Origin of the sequence: Polaribacter sp. R77954 (genome assembly GCF_044595335.1) — a bacterium.
Taxonomy (GTDB): domain Bacteria; phylum Bacteroidota; class Bacteroidia; order Flavobacteriales; family Flavobacteriaceae; genus Polaribacter.
Window position 1 is genome coordinate 1736119 of sequence record NZ_CP138992.1, and the last position, 21376, is coordinate 1757494.

Annotated in this window: 18 protein-coding genes; 9 read left to right on the forward strand and 9 right to left on the reverse strand. The window is 31.3% G+C overall.

The features are described from left to right. Position 1: 1 nt before the first annotated feature. Genes SJY27_RS07425 through mraZ form a run of 4 tightly spaced genes read right to left on the reverse strand, consistent with a single transcriptional unit; the run spans position 2 to position 3721 of the window. Positions 2–1966: a penicillin-binding protein gene (locus SJY27_RS07425; protein ID WP_397447626.1), complete on the reverse strand. Its 1965-nt coding sequence runs from the start codon at positions 1964–1966 to the stop codon at positions 2–4. A gap of 58 nt (positions 1967–2024) precedes the next feature. Continuing rightward, positions 2025–2351: an FtsL-like putative cell division protein gene (locus tag SJY27_RS07430; RefSeq protein ID WP_397447627.1), complete on the reverse strand. Its 327-nt coding sequence runs from the start codon at positions 2349–2351 to the stop codon at positions 2025–2027. Between the two features lies 1 nt (position 2352). Then, positions 2353–3255, reverse strand: coding sequence for a 16S rRNA (cytosine(1402)-N(4))-methyltransferase RsmH (gene rsmH / locus SJY27_RS07435; protein WP_397447628.1), 903 nt, complete (start codon positions 3253–3255; stop codon positions 2353–2355). Then, positions 3248–3721, reverse strand: a complete 474-nt coding sequence (gene mraZ, locus SJY27_RS07440) for a division/cell wall cluster transcriptional repressor MraZ (RefSeq protein WP_397447630.1) — start codon at positions 3719–3721, stop codon at positions 3248–3250. Before mraZ ends, rsmH begins: the two co-directional genes overlap by 8 nt. A 205-nt stretch (positions 3722–3926) precedes the next feature. Here mraZ and SJY27_RS07445 point away from each other — a divergent pair, with 205 nt between their 5' ends. The 3 genes from SJY27_RS07445 to SJY27_RS07455 are packed head-to-tail and all read left to right on the forward strand — an operon-like array spanning position 3927 to position 6040. Then, entirely contained in the window at positions 3927–4691 is a 765-nt protein-coding gene (locus tag SJY27_RS07445) for an alpha/beta fold hydrolase (protein WP_397447631.1), read from the forward strand. A gap of 12 nt (positions 4692–4703) precedes the next feature. Further along, positions 4704–5315 carry a ribosome biogenesis GTP-binding protein YihA/YsxC gene (gene yihA, locus SJY27_RS07450; protein WP_397447632.1) on the forward strand — a complete coding sequence of 204 codons (612 nt, stop codon included), beginning with the start codon at positions 4704–4706 and terminating at the stop codon, positions 5313–5315. A gap of 35 nt (positions 5316–5350) precedes the next feature. Continuing rightward, positions 5351–6040, forward strand: a complete 690-nt coding sequence (locus SJY27_RS07455; RefSeq protein ID WP_397447633.1) for an RluA family pseudouridine synthase — start codon at positions 5351–5353, stop codon at positions 6038–6040. Positions 6041–6164: 124 nt separating this feature from the next. Here SJY27_RS07455 and SJY27_RS07460 read toward each other — a convergent pair whose 3' ends face one another. Then, complete coding sequence (locus SJY27_RS07460; protein WP_397447634.1) at positions 6165–8549, reverse strand: penicillin acylase family protein; 2385 nt, start codon at positions 8547–8549, stop codon at positions 6165–6167. 74 nt (positions 8550–8623) lie between these two features. Here SJY27_RS07460 and SJY27_RS07465 point away from each other — a divergent pair, with 74 nt between their 5' ends. Together SJY27_RS07465 and galE are read left to right on the forward strand one after the other, a co-directional pair. Continuing rightward, positions 8624–9787, forward strand: a complete 1164-nt coding sequence (locus SJY27_RS07465) for a DegT/DnrJ/EryC1/StrS family aminotransferase (RefSeq protein WP_397447635.1) — start codon at positions 8624–8626, stop codon at positions 9785–9787. A 22-nt stretch (positions 9788–9809) separates the two neighbouring features. Further along, the gene (gene galE / locus SJY27_RS07470) at positions 9810–10820 is read left to right on the forward strand and encodes a UDP-glucose 4-epimerase GalE (protein ID WP_397447636.1); all 1011 of its coding nucleotides are present in this window, start codon (positions 9810–9812) and stop codon (positions 10818–10820) included. A gap of 68 nt (positions 10821–10888) precedes the next feature. Here galE and SJY27_RS07475 read toward each other — a convergent pair whose 3' ends face one another. The 4 genes from SJY27_RS07475 to SJY27_RS07490 all read right to left on the reverse strand — a co-directional run bounded on the left by SJY27_RS07475 (position 10889) and on the right by SJY27_RS07490 (position 14742). Beyond that, the gene (locus SJY27_RS07475) at positions 10889–11431 is read right to left on the reverse strand and encodes a DUF2911 domain-containing protein (protein ID WP_397447637.1); all 543 of its coding nucleotides are present in this window, start codon (positions 11429–11431) and stop codon (positions 10889–10891) included. A 204-nt stretch (positions 11432–11635) separates the two neighbouring features. Next, the gene (feoB, locus tag SJY27_RS07480; RefSeq protein ID WP_397447638.1) at positions 11636–13747 is read right to left on the reverse strand and encodes a ferrous iron transport protein B; all 2112 of its coding nucleotides are present in this window, start codon (positions 13745–13747) and stop codon (positions 11636–11638) included. Then, the gene (locus SJY27_RS07485) at positions 13747–13977 is read right to left on the reverse strand and encodes a ferrous iron transport protein A (RefSeq protein WP_397447639.1); all 231 of its coding nucleotides are present in this window, start codon (positions 13975–13977) and stop codon (positions 13747–13749) included. Before SJY27_RS07485 ends, feoB begins: the two co-directional genes overlap by 1 nt. Positions 13978–14061: 84 nt before the next feature. After that, on the reverse strand, positions 14062–14742 hold the full coding sequence (locus SJY27_RS07490) for an SCO family protein (RefSeq protein WP_397447640.1): 681 nt from the start codon (positions 14740–14742) through the stop codon (positions 14062–14064). 159 nt (positions 14743–14901) lie between these two features. Here SJY27_RS07490 and rseP point away from each other — a divergent pair, with 159 nt between their 5' ends. From rseP to SJY27_RS07510, 4 genes are all read left to right on the forward strand, one after another. Next, complete coding sequence (gene rseP / locus SJY27_RS07495) at positions 14902–16257, forward strand: RIP metalloprotease RseP (protein WP_397447641.1); 1356 nt, start codon at positions 14902–14904, stop codon at positions 16255–16257. 55 nt (positions 16258–16312) lie between these two features. Next, positions 16313–16924 (forward strand): hypothetical protein, encoded by a 612-nt coding sequence (locus SJY27_RS07500; RefSeq protein WP_397447642.1) that lies wholly within the window; start codon positions 16313–16315, stop codon positions 16922–16924. Positions 16925–17078: 154 nt separating this feature from the next. Then, on the forward strand, positions 17079–20066 hold the full coding sequence (gene secDF / locus SJY27_RS07505; RefSeq protein WP_397447643.1) for a protein translocase subunit SecDF: 2988 nt from the start codon (positions 17079–17081) through the stop codon (positions 20064–20066). Between the two features lie 103 nt (positions 20067–20169). Beyond that, positions 20170–21288, forward strand: coding sequence for an adenylate kinase (locus tag SJY27_RS07510; protein WP_397447644.1), 1119 nt, complete (start codon positions 20170–20172; stop codon positions 21286–21288). Positions 21289–21376 lie beyond the last annotated feature (88 nt).

The following is a 21376-nucleotide window of genomic DNA, read 5'->3' on the forward strand; positions in this document are numbered from 1 at the left end:
TTTATGATAATTTTAAAACAATTGTACTCCCTTTTACTAATTTTTCGCCTTTTTTTATAGACTGATTTTCTACTTTTCCAATGCCCGAAAACTTGACTTTTAAACCTATATTTTCTAGCATAGACACAGCATCCATACCATTCATACCTTTTACATTAGGTACTTTTGTATATTCTTTATTAATAATTTTGTTGTAGGAATTATACTGATTTTCAATCGAAGCAAACTCTATATTATCTTCTACAGACTGATTATCAATAGGTGTAGTGGTATAAATTTTTTGAGCAATTTCTTTAAAAACAGGAGCTGCTACAGTTGCACCATAATACCCTTTCTTTTTATCAGGATCATGCACTACCACAATACACGAATATTTAGGTTCATCTGCAGGAAAAAAACCAACAAAAGAAGCTACATATCTTTTTGTAGAATAGTAACCACCTTGCCATTCTCCTGCCTTATTTTTTGTTCTTGGTATGTATTTTTTTGCAGTTCCAGTTTTACCAGCCATTGAAAAATTAGAAGAATAAATATTATCTGCAGTACCTTTAATTACCACATTTTCCATAACTTTTCGCATCTTTTTTAAGGTTTCTGGTGATGCAATTTTCGGGTTTACAACCTCTGTTTCAAAAACTTTTTCTGCTTTATCTTCTCTTCTCAACTCTTTTACAAAACGTGGTTTTACCATCACTCCATTATTGGCAACCGCATTGTAAAACATTAGCGTTTGCATAGGCGTAACAGAAACCCCATAACCCCAAGACATCCATTCTAAAGAAATTCTACTCCAACTTTTGTCTGTTGGTTTTGGCACATATGGTTTACCTTCTCCTTTAATTTGAAAACCTATAGGCTTTGTAAAACCATAACTTTCTAATTTGTCTATAAATTTTTTAGGTTGATGATCGTAATGTTTTTTTATCAACTTTACAACGCCAACATTAGAAGAAACCTCAAAAACTCTTGCAGCAGAAATTTTACCATAGCCTCCTCTTCTAGAATCTTCTACTTTTCGATTATGAATATATATTTTTCCTTTTTCTGTATCTACCACTGTAGATGTATCAATTTTTTTATCATCTAAAGCCGCCATTAAGCTAGCTAATTTAAAAGTTGATCCAGGCTCGTGACTTTCCCAAACTGCATAATTTCTTTTTTCGTAATATTTTCCTTTTGATGTTCTGCCTAAATTAGAAATTGCTTTAACCTCTCCTGTAGCAGTTTCCATAACCACTGCACAACCATGATCTGCCTCAAAATGCTCTAACTGACGCAACAAAGCATGATGTGTAATATCTTGAATATTAACATCTATAGTTGTAATAATATCATGACCATCTATAGGCTCTTTTTCATTTACATCTGAAATTGGTTTCCATTGATTTTTTGCAATTTTCTGTTTCCACCTTAAACCATCTTCACCTTGCATAAAATCTGCAAAAGCCCCTTCTATGCCAGCCTCTCCTCTAAAATCGTCATAACCAATAGTACGTTCTGCAATTTTACCTATAGGATGTGCTCTAACTGTTTTATGCTCTGCAATAAAACCACCACCATAAACACCCAACTTAAAAATTGGAAATGTTTTCATTTTAAGATAATCATTATACCCAACATTTCTAGCAATTAATAAATACCTGTTTTTACGTCTTTTTGCTGTTCTTAATTTATTTTGATAATAATTTGCTGACCCACCTAACAAATTTGACAATTCTTTAGAAAGTGCTGCAATATTTTTTTCAAAAACCTTATTATTAACAGCAGCCATTACATCCATTCTTATGGTGTATTTAGACATAGAAGTTGCTAATAAGTTACCATCAGCTCCATATACATTGCCTTTATTTGCCTTAATTGTAAACTGTTTTAAAGTAAGCTCTGTTGCAAGTTTCTTATATTTTTCTCCCTGAACATATTGAATGTTAACCACACGAAAAATTACCGCAAACAAAATGAGCGTCATAAAAGAAGCCACTATGTAAAATTTGGTAAGTATGCTTTTTTTGTGAGTTGCCAATGTATTAATCTTTAATTGTTACTTTTATTTTCTTTGGGGGAGTTTCTGAAGGCTGTAAGCCTCTTTTTTTTGCTTTTTCTCTTATGCTAGATTCCATTTTTAAGCGCATTAAAATGGTACCAGTATCTACATACTCTGCTCTTAATTCTCGTTTCTTTTTATTTAAAGCAGATATTTCAAATACTTTTTTTTCTGCACTGTGCGAACTATAAATCATTACCAACATTAACAATACCACAAAAATGATAATTCGCCAATTTTTAAAAGCAGACTCATCTGTGAGGAAACTTCCTCTCAAAAAATCATATATCCCTCTTTTAACTTTTATCATTTTAGTTCTTTAAAGTTGCAATTCTTAATTTTGCACTTCTTGCTCTGTTGTTCCTTTTAATTTCATCTCGATTAGGAACAATTAATTTCCCAACTTTTTTTAAAGGTTCATTCGAATTCCCAAACACATCTTTTTCTGGTTCGCCTTCAAACAAGCCTGTTCTAATAAAACGTTTAACCAATCGATCTTCTAAAGAATGATAGGAAATAACACTCAATCTACCTTCATCATTTAACAAATTAGGAATTTGCTCTAAAAATTCTTTTAAAACATCTAATTCTTCATTTACTTCAATTCTTATGGCCTGAAAAATTTGAGCCAATATTTTATGCTCTTTTGCTTTTGGTAAAAAAGCTTTTAAAACTTCTTTCAACTGAAAACTAGTTTCAATCTTTTGATTTCCTCTTTCGTGCACTATGGTTCTTGCTAATTTTCGAGAATTTCTTAACTCACCATACAAAAACAATATTTCTGCTAATTTTTCTTCTGAATAATTATTAATAATTTCTTTTGCAGATTTTTTTGATTTCTGATTCATCCTCATATCTAAATCTGCTTCAAAACGTGTTGAAAACCCTCTTTCTGCTTCATCAAATTGGTGTGATGACACCCCTAAATCTGCTAAAATTCCGTCTACTTTTTTAATCCTATAAAACCTTAAAAACCTTGAGATATATCTAAAATTTTCAGGGATTAGAGTAAAACGTTCGTCATTAATTGTATTCTCTAATGCATCAGGATCTTGATCAAATGCAAATAACTTTCCATGTGCACCAAGTCTACTTAAAATTTCTTTAGAATGACCTCCACCACCAAATGTAACATCAACATAAACACCATCTTTTTTAATAGCTAAGGCATCTACACTTTCTTTTAGCAAAACAGAATCGTGATAATTACTCATTTTCTTCATTTTTTATTTCCCCATCTACCATAACCTTCTGTACTAGCTTTGCGAAGTTTTGTTTTTCGCTTTCTAGTTTCTTTTGATAATCTTCGCTATTCCAAATTTCAATTCTGTCTATAGAAGATACCATTGTAATTTCTTTCTTAATATTTGCGTGATTGCATAAATTTTTTGCAATTAAAAATCGGCCTGTACCATCTAATTCAATTAACTTTACACCTGCAGAAAACCTTCTAATGAAATCATTTGTTTCTTTATCGAACCTATTTTTGGTTGCTACCTTAGACATGGTTGCGTTCCAAGTTTGCATAGGATACAACTCTAAACAACGTTCATATATAGACTCTTTTAACACAAAACCCTCATCTAAAATTGACGTAAGTTGCTTTTTGAAAGACGATGGAAACATCACCCTTCCTTTAGCATCTACTTTACAATTATATTCGCCAATGAGGTTTATCACTTAAAAACATTAATTTATAGGTCAAAAATATATAAAAAATACCACTTCTTACCACTTTTTACCACTTTGTTAATAAAAACAGGGCTAAGGCTCTACAACCCTCATAAACAGCCCTGTTAATAAGTATAATTGACCGATAACGAATTGGGTTTGTATGTTATAAAAAAGAACTACATTTGCGATTAGAGAAAAGAAACAAAAATCAATGACTGACAAGTTAAAAACTGAAGGTAAGTTTACATATGCAGAAGCTGGAGAAGGACCTGCAATCATTGTTTTACATGGATTAATGGGAGCTTTGAGCAATTTCAAACCAACATTTGATCATTTTTCAAAAAATGGTTACAAAATTTTGATTCCTGAATTGCCTTTGTATACGCTTCCACTCATAAAAACAAACGTTAAAAATTTAGCAAAGTATCTAAAAGAGTTTTTAGAATTTAAAGAGTTAGATCATGTAATTCTTTTAGGAAATTCTCTTGGAGGACATATTGCGCTTTATTTTACAAAGCATTACCCTGAAAAAGTGAGTGGCCTTGTTTTAACAGGTAGTTCTGGTTTGTATGAAAAAGCAATGGGAGATAGTTTTCCTAAAAGGGGAAATTATGAATACATTGAACAAAAAGCAAAAGACGTTTTTTATGACCCTGCAGTAGCCACCAAAGAATTGGTAGACGATGTATATGCTACTGTTAACGACAGAATGAAAGCTTTAAAAACTTTGTCTATTGCTAAAAGTGCCATTAGACACAATATGGCAAACGATTTACCAAACATGAAACAACCTACTTGTTTAATTTGGGGAAAACAAGATGGTGTTACACCTCCTGAAGTTGCTAACGATTTTCATAAACTTCTACCCAACTCTCAATTAACTTGGATTGATAAATGTGGCCATGCAGCAATGATGGAAAAACCTGAAGAATTTAATGCTATTCTTGGTGATTGGTTGGCGAAAACTAATTTCTAAAATTATACCGTTTTGAAAATTAAATCTGCTGAATTTGTAATGAGTAACAGCAATGTTATAAATGCACCAAAAGATAGGATTCCTGAATATGCTTTTATAGGACGATCTAATGTTGGAAAATCTTCATTAATTAACATGTTGATGGAGCGTAAAGATTTGGCAAAAATCTCTGGAAAACCAGGAAAAACACAACTCATCAATCATTTTAAAATTAACGATTCTTGGTTTTTAGTAGATTTACCTGGTTATGGTTATGCACAAGTTTCTAAGAAGAAACGTGTTATTTTTCAATACTTTATAGAAAACTATTTTAAAGAAAGAGAACAGCTGGTTTGTACTTTTGTTTTGATTGACTCAAGACACGATCCACAAAAAATTGATTTGGATTTTATGCGCTTTTTAGGTGAAAATCAAATTCCGTTTTGTCTTGTTTTTACCAAAGCTGACAAACTAGGAAGCTCTAAACTGAATAAACAAATTACATCTTACAAAAAGAAATTATTACAACATTGGGAAACTTTACCCACCAATTTTTTAACATCATCTTCTACAGGAATGGGTAGAAAAGAGTTTTTAGCTTTTATTGATGGGGTAAATGAAGATGTTGCTAACGATTTTAAATAAAAAACTTCTAGAATTCGCCTAAAGTGATATGATTTATGCATTCTACCAAAGAAAACTTACAGGTACTTTTTGAAGATAATCACCTTATTATTGTAAACAAACGTTCTGGAGATATTACCCAAGGTGATAAAACTGGTGACAAACCTTTGAGTGATGTTGTAAAAGAGTACATCAAAAAGAAATACAATAAAGCAGGTAATGTTTTTTTAGGTGTTGTGCATCGTTTGGACAGACCTACCTCTGGCGTAATTATTTTTGCAAGAACGTCTAAAGCTTTAGAACGTTTAAACAAAATGTTACGCAATAAACAAATTAACAAAACGTATTGGGCCGTTGTAAAAAATCATCCAAAGCAAGAAAAAGACACGTTGATAAATTTTTTGAAAAAAAATCCTAAAAACAATAAGTCTTCAGTATATCAAAAAGAAATCGAAGGTTCTAAAAAAGCAATCTTACATTATCAAATCATTAAAAAATTAGATAATTATTCTTTATTAGAGGTTGATTTAGAAACTGGGAGACATCATCAAATTAGAGCGCAATTATCTGCTATAGGCTTCCCTATAAAAGGCGATTTAAAATACGGATTTAACAGAAGCAATAAAGATGGAAGCATTCATTTACACGCTCGTAAAATAGAGTTTACACATCCTGTTTCTAAAGAAAATATTCTAATAACTGCACCAACACCTAATGAAGTTATTTGGAATGCTTGCCAACAATAAATTGATTTCTATTACACAAGTTCTTTATTAAAACTACTTTACAATTAAAGAAAATGTTCTTAGAACACAAGAGCTTACTACATTAAAACTGCACATAACAAATGCCCAATCCACGCAAGAAAACCTAATCTTTAGGCCTCAAGATCAATAGATTTTTACTCTTAATAATTTCTGATTCATTTAATTGCATTGGTATAAACTTACCCTCTAAATACTTATGGGTTTGATCTTGATAATACTCACTAAACACATTGCCTGATTGCCCAGTTGGAATGATAGACAAACTGTTTTCTACATCAGAAAAATCGACAACTCTTCTGGTTGATGGACCTGCTGTAACTTTATACACACCTGTGCTATCTAATTTAAAAATTTGATTGTTAATGACTTCATTTCCACCAATCGTTTCAAAAGGACCTACATTAAAAAAGCTACGTAAAAGTCCGCCTGCTTTTCCAATAGCGTGCTCATATTCTACAGAAATCACGCTGTTCCAAGTCCAACTTTCTATATTCCCACCCAATTGCTTTTGTAAAAAAGCAATGGCATTTTGATACGCTTTTGTAATAATTTCTTGCTTTGTTTCTGTTGTATTTGTGGTGGTAATATCATCCCACCAAACCGAATTTTCTCGATTAATTTGGGTTCTTAACACTTGGTCTTGCAATTGCGAGTTTATAAACAACTCAAAACCATCACCCAACTCATCTTTATAGGTATTTTTTAAAAACTCAAACAAAAAACGATTGTAAATGGTAGGTGCAATCGATGTTTTTAAATAATCGCCTTGCCATTTTTCTAAAATGGAAAAAGCTTGTTTTTCAGAAGCAGATAAATCACTTTTAATAACATTTTTTAATAAATCGTTGGCAATAAAATGATCTACTGAAGAAGTAACATCATACATCATTTCAGCAACATCTAGCTTTGTAAAATCGTTTTTATCTTTTAATAAACTAACAATTCTTTTCGATCTATTTTCTGGTTGATAATAACCAGGATACAATTTACCTCTTACAGTATCAGGCTGATGATTGGCAGAATACACATAATTCCATTTCGGATTTATCGATTTAGGATTTTCACTAAAGTCTAATATTTCAGTAATTTCATCATCACCAGAAGCACCATTTAAATAGGTTTTTGTAGACAAGCTATCTCGTAATTGATACAATTTGGCAGAAGCAAACCACGCAATATTATCTTCAGCATCACCATACATAACATTTAAACCTGGTGCATGAATTTTAGAAACCGAATGTTGAAAATCTGTTATCGATTTAGAATGCGAAATTCCGTGAGAAACTTCTAGCATTTCATTTTCTAATTGAGTGTACAGCCAATGCATAGCAATAGGTTTTTCGTTTTTTAAATGTGTTATTAAACCATTCATTATAGGGCCGTGTTTAGAAACTTTTACTTGAAAAGTGGTATCTACATCATCTTTTATTTTTATGGTTTTCGTTACCATTTTATAAGTTTTATACCCTTGTAGCGTTTTATATTCTGATGAATTATTTGAGTTATTCTCTTCTGTATAAAAGTTTAAATCGTCATTAGCCAACATAGTTAAACCATAGGCATATCTTTTATTATGACCCAATAAAGGAAAAGGCATTAAGGCGATATTAAAGCCATACACCTCAAAATTTGGAGTTTTAATATGATTCTGATACCAAACAGAAGGTTGCGAAAAACCAATATGCGGATCGTTTGCAAAAATTACTTTTCCGTTTTTAGTTTTATCTGCCCCAATTACCCAAGAATTGCTACCAATTAAAGGAGCAACAGGCATATTATCTATCATAGCGCTTACACTTTTAGAGAAATTTGCATTGATTTTAGAAACGCTATCCATTCTATTAATGGTTAAATTTTCTGAGAAGCTACCTAATAATTCATTCAAATACGGCTCTCCTAATTTTTCTTTAATTTCTGTTAATAAAGGATCTGTTTTGTGGGCAACTGCAAAACTGAAAGACATGTAACCAAACACGTTGTAAATATCTTTTAAGGTGTATTTTTCTTTTTCAATACCCACTAAAGAAAACTCTAAAGGTGTTTTTCCGTTTGCTATGTATTGATTAATTCCATCTAAATACGCCTGAGTTAGTTGATAAAATTCAGCATTTTTATCTAAATTTTGTATTGTTTGTTCAGCAGCTTCCTCAATACCCAATCCTGCAAAAAACACATCAGTTTTCAGCAAATCTTTGCCAAAAATTTCAGACAATCTTCCTGGCGCAATTCTACGAATAAGTTCCATTTGCCATAAACGATCTTGGGCATGCAGATAACCCAAAGCAATATATGCATCTTTTTGATTTTGCGCATTGATGTGTGGCACTCCATTGTTATCAAAATATACGTTTACAATATTCGATAACTGCTCGATTTCAAATTCTCCTGAATACTTAGGTGTATTGTATTTTGAATATCCTAAATAGGCTGCACACAACAAAACCGATAGTAAAACAATAATTTTTAGGACTTTTTTTAGAAATTTCATCAGGAAAATATTTGAACTTGTCAAAGATAATAGATTTAAATTGTATTTTTGGAATAACAATATTTTCGCGTATTATGAAAAAAATCCAAATGGTTGATTTGCAAGGACAATATCAACAAATCAAGGAAACTGTAGACACTTCAATAAAAGAAGTTTTAGATTCTTCAGCATATATAAATGGCCCTTTAGTAAAAGAGTTTCAAAAAGATTTAGAAAATTATTTAAACGTAAAACATGTAATACCTTGTGCAAACGGAACAGATGCCTTGCAAGTAGCCATGATGGGTTTAGGTTTACAACAAGGTGATGAAGTAATTACTGCCGATTTTACGTTTGCAGCCACTGTAGAAGTAATTGCGCTATTAAAATTAACACCTGTTTTGGTTGATGTAGAAGCAGATACTTTTAATATTGATATTGATGCACTAAAAAAAGCTATTACACCAAAAACAAAAGCCATTGTACCTGTACATTTATTTGGTCAAGTAGCCAATATGGATGCAGTTATGGAAATTGCTAAAGCACATAATTTATTTGTAATTGAAGATAACGCACAAGCTATTGGCGCAAATTACACTTTTAAAGACGGAACTCAGAAAAAAGCAGGAACGATTGGAAATGTAGGCACAACTTCATTTTTTCCATCAAAAAACTTAGGTTGTTATGGTGATGGAGGAGCTATTTTTACAAATGATGATGAACTGGCACACACTATTCGTGGAATGGTAAATCATGGAATGTACGAGCGTTATTACCATGATGTTGTAGGTGTAAATTCTAGATTAGATTCCATTCAAGCTGGCGTTTTAAAAGCAAAACTCCCAAATTTGAATAGTTATTGCAATGCACGTAGAAACGCAGCTCGTTTTTACAATGCTGCTTTTGCCAATCATTCAGCCATTATTACACCAACTGTAAAATCAAACAAAACAAATAATTGTAATGCCATTTGTGATGTTTGTGATTGTCATGTTTTTCATCAGTATACTTTACAAATTACCAATGGAAAAAGAGATGAATTGCACAAACACTTACTAGATAATGGAATTCCGAATGCCATTTATTATCCTGTAGCTTTACATTCGCAGAAGGCCTATCAAGATGATCGTTATAATGAGTCGGATTTTCCAGTAACCAATCAATTGATAAAAACGGTAATTTCTTTACCAATGCATACAGAATTAGATGAGGAGCAGTTGAAATTTATCACTCAAACCATCATCAACTTTTTAAAATAAAAACCCTTAAAACAATCAACAAATGAAAAGAATTTTAGTAACAGGAGGTCTAGGATTTATCGGATCGCATACAGTAGTAGAGCTTCAAAACGAAGGTTTTGAAGTAGTAATTATTGATAATCTATCAAACACAACTATCTCTGTTTTAGATAGCATTACAGAAATTACAGGCATTAAACCAGATTTTCATCAAATTGATTTACGTGTTAAAAATGACGTAAAACACTTTTTTGACACCAATAAAGTAGATGGAATTATTCATTTTGCAGCCTATAAAGCTGTTGGAGAAAGCATGGGGAAACCTTTAGAGTATTACGAAAACAATATAAATAGTTTGGTATATCTTCTGCAAGAAATGAGAGATCGTAACTTAGATAATTTTATTTTCTCATCTTCTTGTACAGTTTATGGCCAAGCTGACGAATTGCCAATTACCGAAAATGCACCCGTTAAAATTGCAGAATCTGTTTATGGTAATACCAAACAAATTGGTGAAGAAATTATAAGAGACGCTAGTAATGCGCATAAATTTAATACCATTGCTTTGCGTTATTTTAATCCTGTTGGCGCACACCCCACTGTAAAAATTGGCGAGTTACCTTTAGGTGTTCCTCAAAATTTAATTCCGTTTATTACGCAAACAGCTGCAGGCATTAGAGAACAATTGTCTGTTTTTGGTGATGATTACCCAACTGCAGACGGAACTGCAGTTCGTGATTATATTCATGTTGTAGATTTAGCAAAGGCACATATTGCTGCTTTACAAAGACTAATCAACAATAAAAATAAAGAAACTTTTGAGTATTTTAATATTGGTACAGGAACAGGAAGTTCTGTTTTAGAAGTAATAAATACTTTCGAAAAAGTAAACAATTTAAAACTAAATTATAAAATTGTGGATAGACGTGAAGGTGATGTTGTTGCTGCCTACGCAGATACCACAATTGCCAATAAAGAATTGAACTGGAAAACAGAAAAAAATCTTGCTGACGCCTTAGAATCTGCTTGGCAATGGCAATTGAAACAATTTTAATTGTTCTATCACAAAAAAAAAGCCTTAAAATTACAATTACTTTTAAGGCTTTTTTTATGCGTATAATGTTATCCTTTTACAGGAACTGAAATCATTGTATTACCCCAAGCCATATGCATTGTAGCACTATCATCTTCACCTTCAAAAACAATAGAAAATGCTTCTATAGGTTTATCTAACTGAGCAACTTTACCTTCAACCCTTACCACATCTTCAGCTTTATCATAAAAATATGACCCCCAAACATTTTTTTGGTTACTTAAAATAATGATCCAATCTCCATCAGTAGGAATTGAAAATAACGTGTACGTGCCAGCTTTTACTTTTTTACCTCCAAAAGTTGCATTTTTATACAAAGTAATTTCTGCGGCTTCATTTGCTCCAGTTCTCCATACTTTGTCTTTAGGTGCTAATTTATCTAGCTTTCTACCCTTTAACTGCGGTCTGCTGTAAACCACCTTTACTAATTTATCTGCATTTCTCCAATTTGTAGGGTAAGAGGCAGCATCCATAGGACTAACATCCATTTTAGGAAAATCTTGAGCAAAATTTTCTGTTGTTGATAGCAAAGCAATAGCAAAAAATGCAATTGATAATATGGCTTTTTTCATATCTTATCTATTAAGTGAGTTTATAGTTTGTATGTCGTCAAAATTAAAAAACCTTACCTGTAAAAAACCTTAATATTCTGTTAAGGTTTTAATGGCAATTACAATCTGTACTACAACTTTTTTTGTTTTTAGTAGAAAAAAAATAGGTTTTCACTAAAAAACCAACTGCCAAAGCCACTAAAACATATACTATTAATTGTTGCATTAACTTAAAATTTGATAGGTAATTAAAGAGGACACATATGCTAATAACCCCATTCCAAATAACTGAATTAGTGGCCATTTCCAAGTTTTAGTTTCGCGCTTCACAATCGCTAAAGTTGCCATACATTGCATAGCAAAAGCGTAAAACACCATTAAAGACATCCCTACAGGAAAATTAAAACGATTTTTACCAGTATCTGGATTTATTTCTGAAGCCATTTTTTGTTTGATTGTAGTTGTATCTTCATCGCCAGCCTCTACACTATATATGGTAGCCAAAGTACCTACAAAAACTTCTCTAGCTGCAAACGAAGTAATTAAAGCAATACCAATTTTCCAATCGTAACCTAAAGGTTTTATAGCTGGCTCAATGGTTTTACCTAACATACCTATGTAAGAGTTTTCTAGTTTTACTGAGGCAATTTTTTGTTGGATTTCATCTTCATTTAAATTTGTATTGGTTATATTTTCTACTACTGATTTTTCTGCATTTTCAAACCCTTCACCTCCATTTGAAGCTAAAAACCACAATACAATAGATAATGCTAAAATAATTTTTCCTGCTCCTAAAACAAAAGCTTTTGTTTTTTCAATAACTTCATACAATACATTTTTAAGAGATGGCACTTTATAATCGGGCATTTCAACCACAAAAAAAGACTTAGATTTTATCTTTAATGTTTTGTGTAAAATGTAAGCCGCTAAAATGGCAGATGCAAAACCTAAAGCATAAAAGAGTAGTAAAACCAATCCTTGTATATTTAAAAAGCCGAAAATCTTTTTTTGAGGAATGATTAAGGCAATTAATATGGCATATACAGGTAAACGTGCAGAACAGGTTGTAAATGGTGTTACCAAAATGGTTATTAATCGTTCTTTCCAACTAGAAATGGTTCTTGTGGCCATAATTGCAGGAATTGCGCATGCAGTACCAGAAATTAATGGAATTACACTTTTTCCATTCATCCCAAAACGACGCATAATTTTATCCATTAAAAACACAACACGACTCATATAGCCAGTTTCTTCTAACACAGCAATGAACAAAAATAAAATAGCGATTTGCGGAATAAAAATAACCACACCACCAATACCAGGAATAATTCCTTCTGTAAGTAAATCTGTAAGTACACCAGCAGGCAAACTGTTTTTTGCAAAGTCTGATAGTTGCGCAAAAGTTTCATCTATAAAATCCATAGGTAGTGATGCCCACTCAAAAATAGATTGAAAAATCAATAATAAAATCAAACTAAACAACACATACCCCCCGATTTTATGAGTAAAAACACGGTCTAATTTACCACGTAACCCAGATGCTTTAGACTGGTCTATTACATAAGCTTTTTTTAAGATTTTATTAATTTCTTGATAACGATATATGGTTTCTTTATGCTGATATTTCTTAACCTTAGAAATATCTTTTTGAAAAGCAATCAATTTTTCTTTTTCTAGGGATGAAATAGCATCTGGAAAATTATTCTGCGTAACCATTAACCACAATTCATACAAAGAATAATTGGGGCTTATAGCTTTTAATGCATGAAAATACTGAGGATCTATTTTAGAATTTATACCACATAAAGGAGATGCTTTTGCAGCAACATGACAACGAATAATTGCCTCTTTAACTTCTTTTATTCCTTCATTTTTTCTGGCACTAATTAAAATAACCTCGGTATTTAACTCTTTTTTTAGTAAATTTAAATCAATTGTAATTCCTTTTTTATCCATTTGATCAACCATATTGATTGCCAAAATTGTTGGAATTTCTAAATCTTTGATTTGAGAAAACAGCAAAAGATTTCGCTTAAGATTCTCTACATCAGCCACTACCAAAATTACGTCTGGTGAGGTTTTAATATCTTTATTTAATAAGGTTTTTAAAACAATACTTTCATCTAAAGAGGTTGGGTTTATAGAGTATGTACCTGGCAAATCTGTAATAACGGCATTTTGTTTGCCAGAAAGTTTACTAGTACCTTCTTTTTTATCTACAGTAATTCCTGGATAATTTCCAACTTTTTGGTTTAAACCTGTAAGTTGATTGAATAAAGATGTTTTTCCGGTATTCGGATTCCCTATTAAAGCTACCTTTATATCGTTTTTAGACATTAAATATTTGCTTTAAGAATTTGAATTAGAGATGCAGTTTCTTTTCTAATTGCCAAATGACTTCCGTTAACACAGATGTATAAAGGATCTTTTAAAGGCGCAATTTGCACAAGCCTTACCTCTGCACCAGGCAAACAGCCCATTTCTAATAATTTTAACGGAATTAAATCTAAAGACTCTTCAGAAATATATCCTATTTCTCCCTTAAGTAAAGATGCAATTGTGCTCAATTTGTTTATGTATAAAAAGATTCCTGCAAAAAGCAGGAACTAAATTTACGACAAAGATAAGAATTTAGAATGATTCTAAACAAGTTATTTTGCGCTATATTCTTCTTTTAACAAAGCCACATCTTCTTTTAGTTTTACCATATCTTTTTTATCAGTTCCGTCATAAAAACCTCTAATTCGTTTTTGTTTATCTACTAAAACAAACTGCTCTGTATGTATAAAATCGTCTTCACCACCATCACCTTCTTCAATAACAGCCATATAACTTTTCCTAGCTAAGTTGTAGATGTGTTTTTTGGGGCCTGTGGTAACATTCCATTTTCCGTCAATCACCCCCTTTTTAAGTGCGTAGGCTTTTAAAACAGAAACACTATCAATTACAGGAGTTACAGAATGAGACAAAAACATTATATCATCATCATTTTTGTAAAATTCTTGTAATTCTCCCATATTATATGCCATTGCCACACAAATATTAGTACAACGCGTAAAGAAAAAATCTGCTATATAAATTTTATTTTTATAGTTTTTTGGTGTAATGATTTCTCCATTTTGATTTGTCAATTCAAAATCTGCAATGGTATGATCTTTAGTAATATGTTTTATAGATTCATGCACCAAACTAGGATTTACATCTGCAGGATTGTACACTTTCAATTTTTTATCAACTTTTACCAAATGATAAAAAACCGGCAGAGAAACTGCAGAAAAAACGACTAGAAAAAGCACTGTAGCTTTACTTTTTTTAAAGAATTTTAAATCCATTATAACAGTTATTTTTGCAAATTTAGGGCTTAAAAAAATTGCAAAAAAGTTGAATGACATAAAATCTTTGTTAAAATAAAAATCAAGTTTCAATAGTTCTTTTTAAACTCTCTATAAAAACGTACATTTGTGCGTTTTTTAAATCTGATTTAACGCTGAATGGAAATATTAATTAAAGCATCTCAATTTATTTTAAGTTTATCTTTATTAATTGTGTTGCACGAATTAGGGCATTTTATCCCTGCAAAATTATTCAAAACTAAAGTAGAAAAATTCTATCTATTCTTCGATTATAAATTTTCGCTTGTAAAGAAAAAAGTGGGGGAAACCGTTTATGGTATTGGCTGGATTCCTTTAGGAGGTTATGTAAAAATAGCTGGTATGATTGATGAGAGTATGGATAAAGAACAAATGGCTCTACCTCCAAAACCTTGGGAATTTCGTTCAAAACCAGCTTGGCAGCGTTTAATTATTATGTTAGGTGGCGTTTTTGTAAACTTTGTTTTGGGTATTTTTATCTATATTATGTTAATGTATGCTTATGGAGAGCAATTTTTACCTAATGATAGTGTTAATGCAAAAGATGGTGTTTGGGTGCAAGACTCGCTAGCAATGAGCATTGGTTTTAAAAATGGCGATAAAATATTGGCTGTTGATGGTGAAAAAGTAAGAGAATTTAGAGGCATTACTCTTGCTTTTATAAACGGAGAAAATGTAACCATAGACAGAAATGGTGAGGTTATTGAAAAAGTATTACCTGTAGATTTTATTTCTAAATTAATGGATAGACGTAAAAATGATGAGGGACCTATACTATCTACTCGAATACCATTTATGATTGCTGAAGTTCCTAAAGATTCTCAAAACAAACAAGCAGATTTAAAACCCAAAGATATTATTGTTAATGTAAATGGCATAGACACAAAATATTATGATGAAGTTGAAAATGCTTTTAAACAATTTAAGGGTCAGAATATTTCTATTACCGTTAAAAGAGATGAAACCTTAAAAGAAGTAGCCGTTCAAATATCTGACAAAGGTAAACTAGGTGTTTTTGGCAACAATTTTAAAATGGATGATTTAGAAAAACTAGGGTACTATGATTTAGCAGATATTGAATACACCTTTAGTGAAGCCATACCTGCAGGATGGCATAAATCAGTAAAAAAGTTAACAGACTACATCAAACAATTAAAAAAGATCTTTAATCCTAAAACTGGTGCATATAGAGGTTTAGGTGGATTTATTTCTATTGGTAAAATTTTTCCATCAACATGGAGCTGGCAAGCTTTTTGGGAAATCACTGCCTTTTTATCTATTATGTTAGGTTTTATGAACTTATTACCTATACCTGCTCTAGATGGTGGTCATGTAGTATTTACACTTTGGGAAATGATTACTGGTAAAAAACCTGGTGATAAATTTTTAGAATATGCACAAATAGTTGGCTTTATTTTGTTAATTACGCTATTACTTTTTGCAAACGGTAATGATATTTTTAGACTATTCAAATAAATTATTCCAAAACAGAATCCTAAATCAACAACAAACATTATTTTATATTTAATCGATGAACTCTAAATGGTACTTTAGTACGCTATTTCTAATTTTATGTATTTGCTTTGGTGCGTTCCAAAAGCAAGTTGTAATACCTAATCAAGAAATTGTTGTAGAGTTCGTTGATGCTACACATAGTAAGGAAGATGTTAGCAACACTATTGCAGATGTAAAAGCAAAATTGGTAAGCATTGGCGCTTCTAACATCAGTATTCAAAACACAAAAAAAGGTACCCTTAAAATTTCTTACTACTCTATTGTACCCGTTGATAATATCAAACAAGTACTTAGTATAGTTCATCAACATCAATTTGCGTTTAATACAAATTCAGATCACGAACAAAAAAACCTTCCTTCATCAACTTATAATATTGATATTTATGAGTTAACGAACGAAACAAACACTACTAATTCACACAACAAATACATTTTTGAAATAAAATACATTTCAGAAAGATCAACAACAACCAAAACTGCTGCTTCAATTAAAAATTTAGAAAATCAAGAAGCAAATCAACTTTTTAAACAAGCATATGCAGCTTACAAAAACAATCCTTTTACAAAGGATAGATCTTCTAACAAAGAACCCGAAGTTAGAGCTGGCCCATTATTTTTCTACAGCTAAAATGTTATAGTTTACATATTTTAAACTACCGTAAATTATTGAGTAACATACTCGTAATAACTATAAAACAATACAAAAAATAATTGTCAAGTTATCTCAGAAGCTATATATTTGCTCGTTTTTTAATAAAATTTGACAACAAAACACAAACAAAATGCAAAATAAAGGACTTATTAAGGTATTCGCTATTCTTTTCGGTTTAGTAAGTTTATACCAATTATCATTTACTTTTTTAGCCAATAAAGTAGAAGATGATGCTGTAGCTTATTCTAAAAACAGAGCTACAGAAAATGATAATGCAAGGCAAATAGCTGGCTACGAAAGAAAATATTTAGATAGTGTTGCCAATAAAGACATTATAGATTTAGGTATTGCACAATACAGTTACAATGATGTAAAAGACAAAGAAATGAATCTTGGTCTTGACCTAAAAGGTGGTATTAATGCTATTTTACAAGTTTCTGTTAAAGAGGTTTTAAAAAGTTTATCTAATGACTCTAAAAACGAAGCGTTTAATAATGCTTTAGCAGCTGCTGATGTAAGATTAAAAGAAAGTAATGCGAATTATTTAGATTTATTTTTCGAAGAATTCGAAAAAATTGCAGGTACTACAAAGTTAAGTGACCCATCTATTTTTGGTACAAAAGCATTAAGCGAAAAGATTACTTTTGATGAAGCTAATGCAACCGTAAAAGAAACGTTACAAGAAGAAATAAACGGTTCTATTGTTACTACCCTAGAAGTTTTAAGAAGTAGAATTGATAAGTTTGGGGTATCCTCTCCAAAAATTCAAAGAATAGGTAACTCTGGTAGAATTCAAATTGAATTACCAGGTGCTAAAGATATAGATCGTGTTACAAAGTTAATTACAAGTAAAGCTGAATTACAATTCTGGGAAGTACATACCAATGCAGAAGTGCAAAACTTTTTCTTTGCTGCCAATGCTAAAGTTGCAGAAATGTTAAAAGACGATTCTGCTATAGAACAAACAAAAGATACTGTTCAAAAAGATGAAATTGACGATTTATTAGGTGAAGAAGCTGATTCTACTAAAGTTCAGAAAAATTTATTTACTTATTTAAGTCCTAACATTGCACAAAGCCAACAACAATTAAGTTCTTTAGTAGCTTCTGCTAAAGTAACAGACACTGCAATGGTTAATGATTTATTAGCTAAAAAAGAAGTAAGAGCTTTATTATCAACTGAAATCAAATACGCGAAATTCTTATGGGATTACAAACCATTTGACACCAATGCTAAAGATGAAAACGCAGAGCCATACATTGGTTTGTATGCCATAAAAGGAAACAGAAAAGACCAAGCAACTATTGAAGGCGATGTTATTTTAGATGCTGCTCAAGTATTTGACCAATTGAACAAACCAGAAGTAAGCATGACTATGAATAGTTCTGGCACAAAACAATGGGCAAAAATGACAGCTGATAATGTTGGTAATTTTGTGGCGGTTGTTTTAGATGATTATGTTTACACTGCACCTTCTGTAAATCAGGCAATAACTGGTGGTAGAACTTCTATTTCTGGTGGAAGTATGACAGTTGCTGAAGCAGAAGATATTGCAACTGTATTAAAAGCAGGTAAATTGCCAGCGGCTGCAAGAATGATTCAAGCACAAGTTGTTGGGCCATCTTTAGGTCAAGAAGCTATTGATGCCAGTTTCATTTCTTTTGGTTTAGCTATTGTACTGGTTTTACTTTGGATGATTTTATACTATGGTAAAGCTGGTTTATATTCAGATATCGCCTTAATTGTAAACATCTTATTTATTTTTGGAATCTTAGCTTCATTTGGAGCAGTGTTAACCTTGCCTGGTATTGCAGGTATTATTTTAACGATTGGTATGTCTGTAGATGCCAACGTAATTATATTTGAAAGAATCAAAGAGGGATTATTTAAAAAGAAAGGTGTAAAACAATCTGTAGAAGAAGGTTTTAGTTTTCAAGGAGCCTTATCTGCAATTATAGATGCAAATATTACAACATTTTTAACAGGTATCATTTTATATGTATTTGGTACAGGACCAATTAAAGGTTTTGCATTAACGTTAATGATTGGTATTTTAACATCATTTTTTACAGCTGTTTTTATTACGCGAATTTTAATTGACGGTGCCGTAAATAAAGGTTCTATTTTAACCTTCAACACTTCAATATCTAAAGGATGGTTTCAAAATATTAATTTAGAATTCTTAAAGAAACGTAAAATTGCATACATTATTTCTGGTGCTATTATTATTGGTGGTTTAATTTCTATTTTCTCAATAGGCCTAAAACAAGGGGTAGACTTTAAAGGAGGTCGTTCTTATGTGGTTCGTTTTGATCAAGACATGAATGCTACCGAAGTTGCAGGCACATTAAAAGATGCTTTTGGTAGTGCTCCAGAAGTAAAATCTTATGGTACTGCAAACCAATTAAAAATTACCACAGTTTATAAGATTGATGAAGAAGGGCAAGAAGTAGATGACCAAGTTCAAAATGCATTATATACAGGATTAAAATCGTATTTAGGAGATTTATCATACGAAAACTTTAAGCCAGGTTTTGAGAAAGCAGGTGCAGGTGTAATGAGTTCTATTAAAGTAGAACCAACCATTGCAGATGATATTAAAACATCAGCATTATATGCTGTATTTGGCTCTTTGTTAGTAGTTTTCTTATACATCTTATTACGTTTTAGAAAAGTATCGTTCTCTATTGGTGCTGTAATTGCAGTTTTCCACGATGTATTAATTGTACTAGGTGTATTCTCAATCACATACAGTTTTATGCCTTTTGATATGGAAATTGGGCAATCATTTATTGCTGCCATTTTAACTGTGGTTGGATACTCACTTAACGATACAGTGGTTATTTTTGATAGAATTAGAGAATTTGCAGGAATCCATACCAACTGGAAATATAGTGAAGTTGTAGACAAAGCCTTAAGTTCTACTTTAGGTAGAACCATAAATACATCATTAACAACATTATTAGTAATGTTAGCCATTTTCTTATTTGGTGGAGATTCTATTAAAGGATTTATGTTTGCCTTAATTGTAGGTGTAGCAGTAGGTACTTATTCATCATTATTTGTAGCTACTCCAATAATGTTTGATACTACTAAAAAAGAAGAAAAAAATAACTAAATTTTCCTAAAATAGTAAACACCGTTTTGATTTTACTGAAATTTCTTTAGTAACATCAAAACGGTTTTTTCGTTCAGTATAATGCAGTTATATTTGCATCCTTATGAGTATTTTACAATTAAACGATTTATATTTTAAACCGTTCATCAATAAAGATGAGATTAATGCTATTGTTAAACATTTAGCAACACAAGTTTATGAAGACCTTCCAAAAAATGAAGTGCCTATTTTTGTAGGTATTTTAAACGGATGTTTTTTGTTTGCAGCAGATTTTATTCGCGAATTTAAAGGCGATTGCGAAGTTTCTTTCGTAAAATTAGCCTCTTACCAAGGCACATCATCCTCTGAAAATGTAAAGCAATTAGTAGGCATTAATGAAGATTTAGAAGGCAGAACTGTTATTATTTTAGAAGATATTATAGACACAGGAAACACACTTCAAGAAATTTATAATATCTTTAGAAACAAAAATTTAAAAGAATTAAAAGTAGTTTCGTTATTCTTTAAACCAGATGTATTTAAAAAAGAATTACCAATTAATTATATTGGTAAAAGCATAGAAGACAAGTTTATTGTTGGTTATGGATTAGATTACAATGGTTTAGGCAGAAATTATCCAGAAATTTATCAACTATCAACAATACCTAAAATGAAAAACATCGTATTATTTGGTCCTCCAGGAGCAGGAAAAGGAACACAAGCAACATTTTTAAAAGACATGTACAATTTGGTACATATTTCTACAGGAGATGTGTTTCGTTTCAACATAAAAAACGCAACAGAATTAGGGTTACTAGCCAAAAAATATATGGATGAAGGCGATTTAGTACCTGATGAAGTTACCATAAATATGCTAAAGGCCGAAGTTGAAAAAAATGCAGATGCCAATGGTTTTATTTTTGATGGCTTTCCAAGAACACAATCTCAAGCAGAAGCTTTAGATGCTTTTTTAGGTGATAAGAACGAGCAAATTAATGCAATGATTGCTTTAGAAGTGCCTGAAGATGTTTTAGTAGAACGCCTATTAGAAAGAGGAAAAACAAGTGGAAGAACAGATGATACTGACGAAGAAAAAATAAGAAATCGCTTTAATGAATACAATACAAAAACAGCTATTCTTAAAGATTATTTTGATGCGCAAGGCAAATATTACGGAATTCATGGTGTAGGTTCTATTGAAGAGATTACAAAAAGAATTTCTGGAGTATTTGACAAATTATAATTCAAAGTTCAAAAGTTCTATATTTAAAGTTCAACTTTGAATTCAAAATTTTGAATTTTAAACCAAAAAAATGACCGAAGATTTGAAA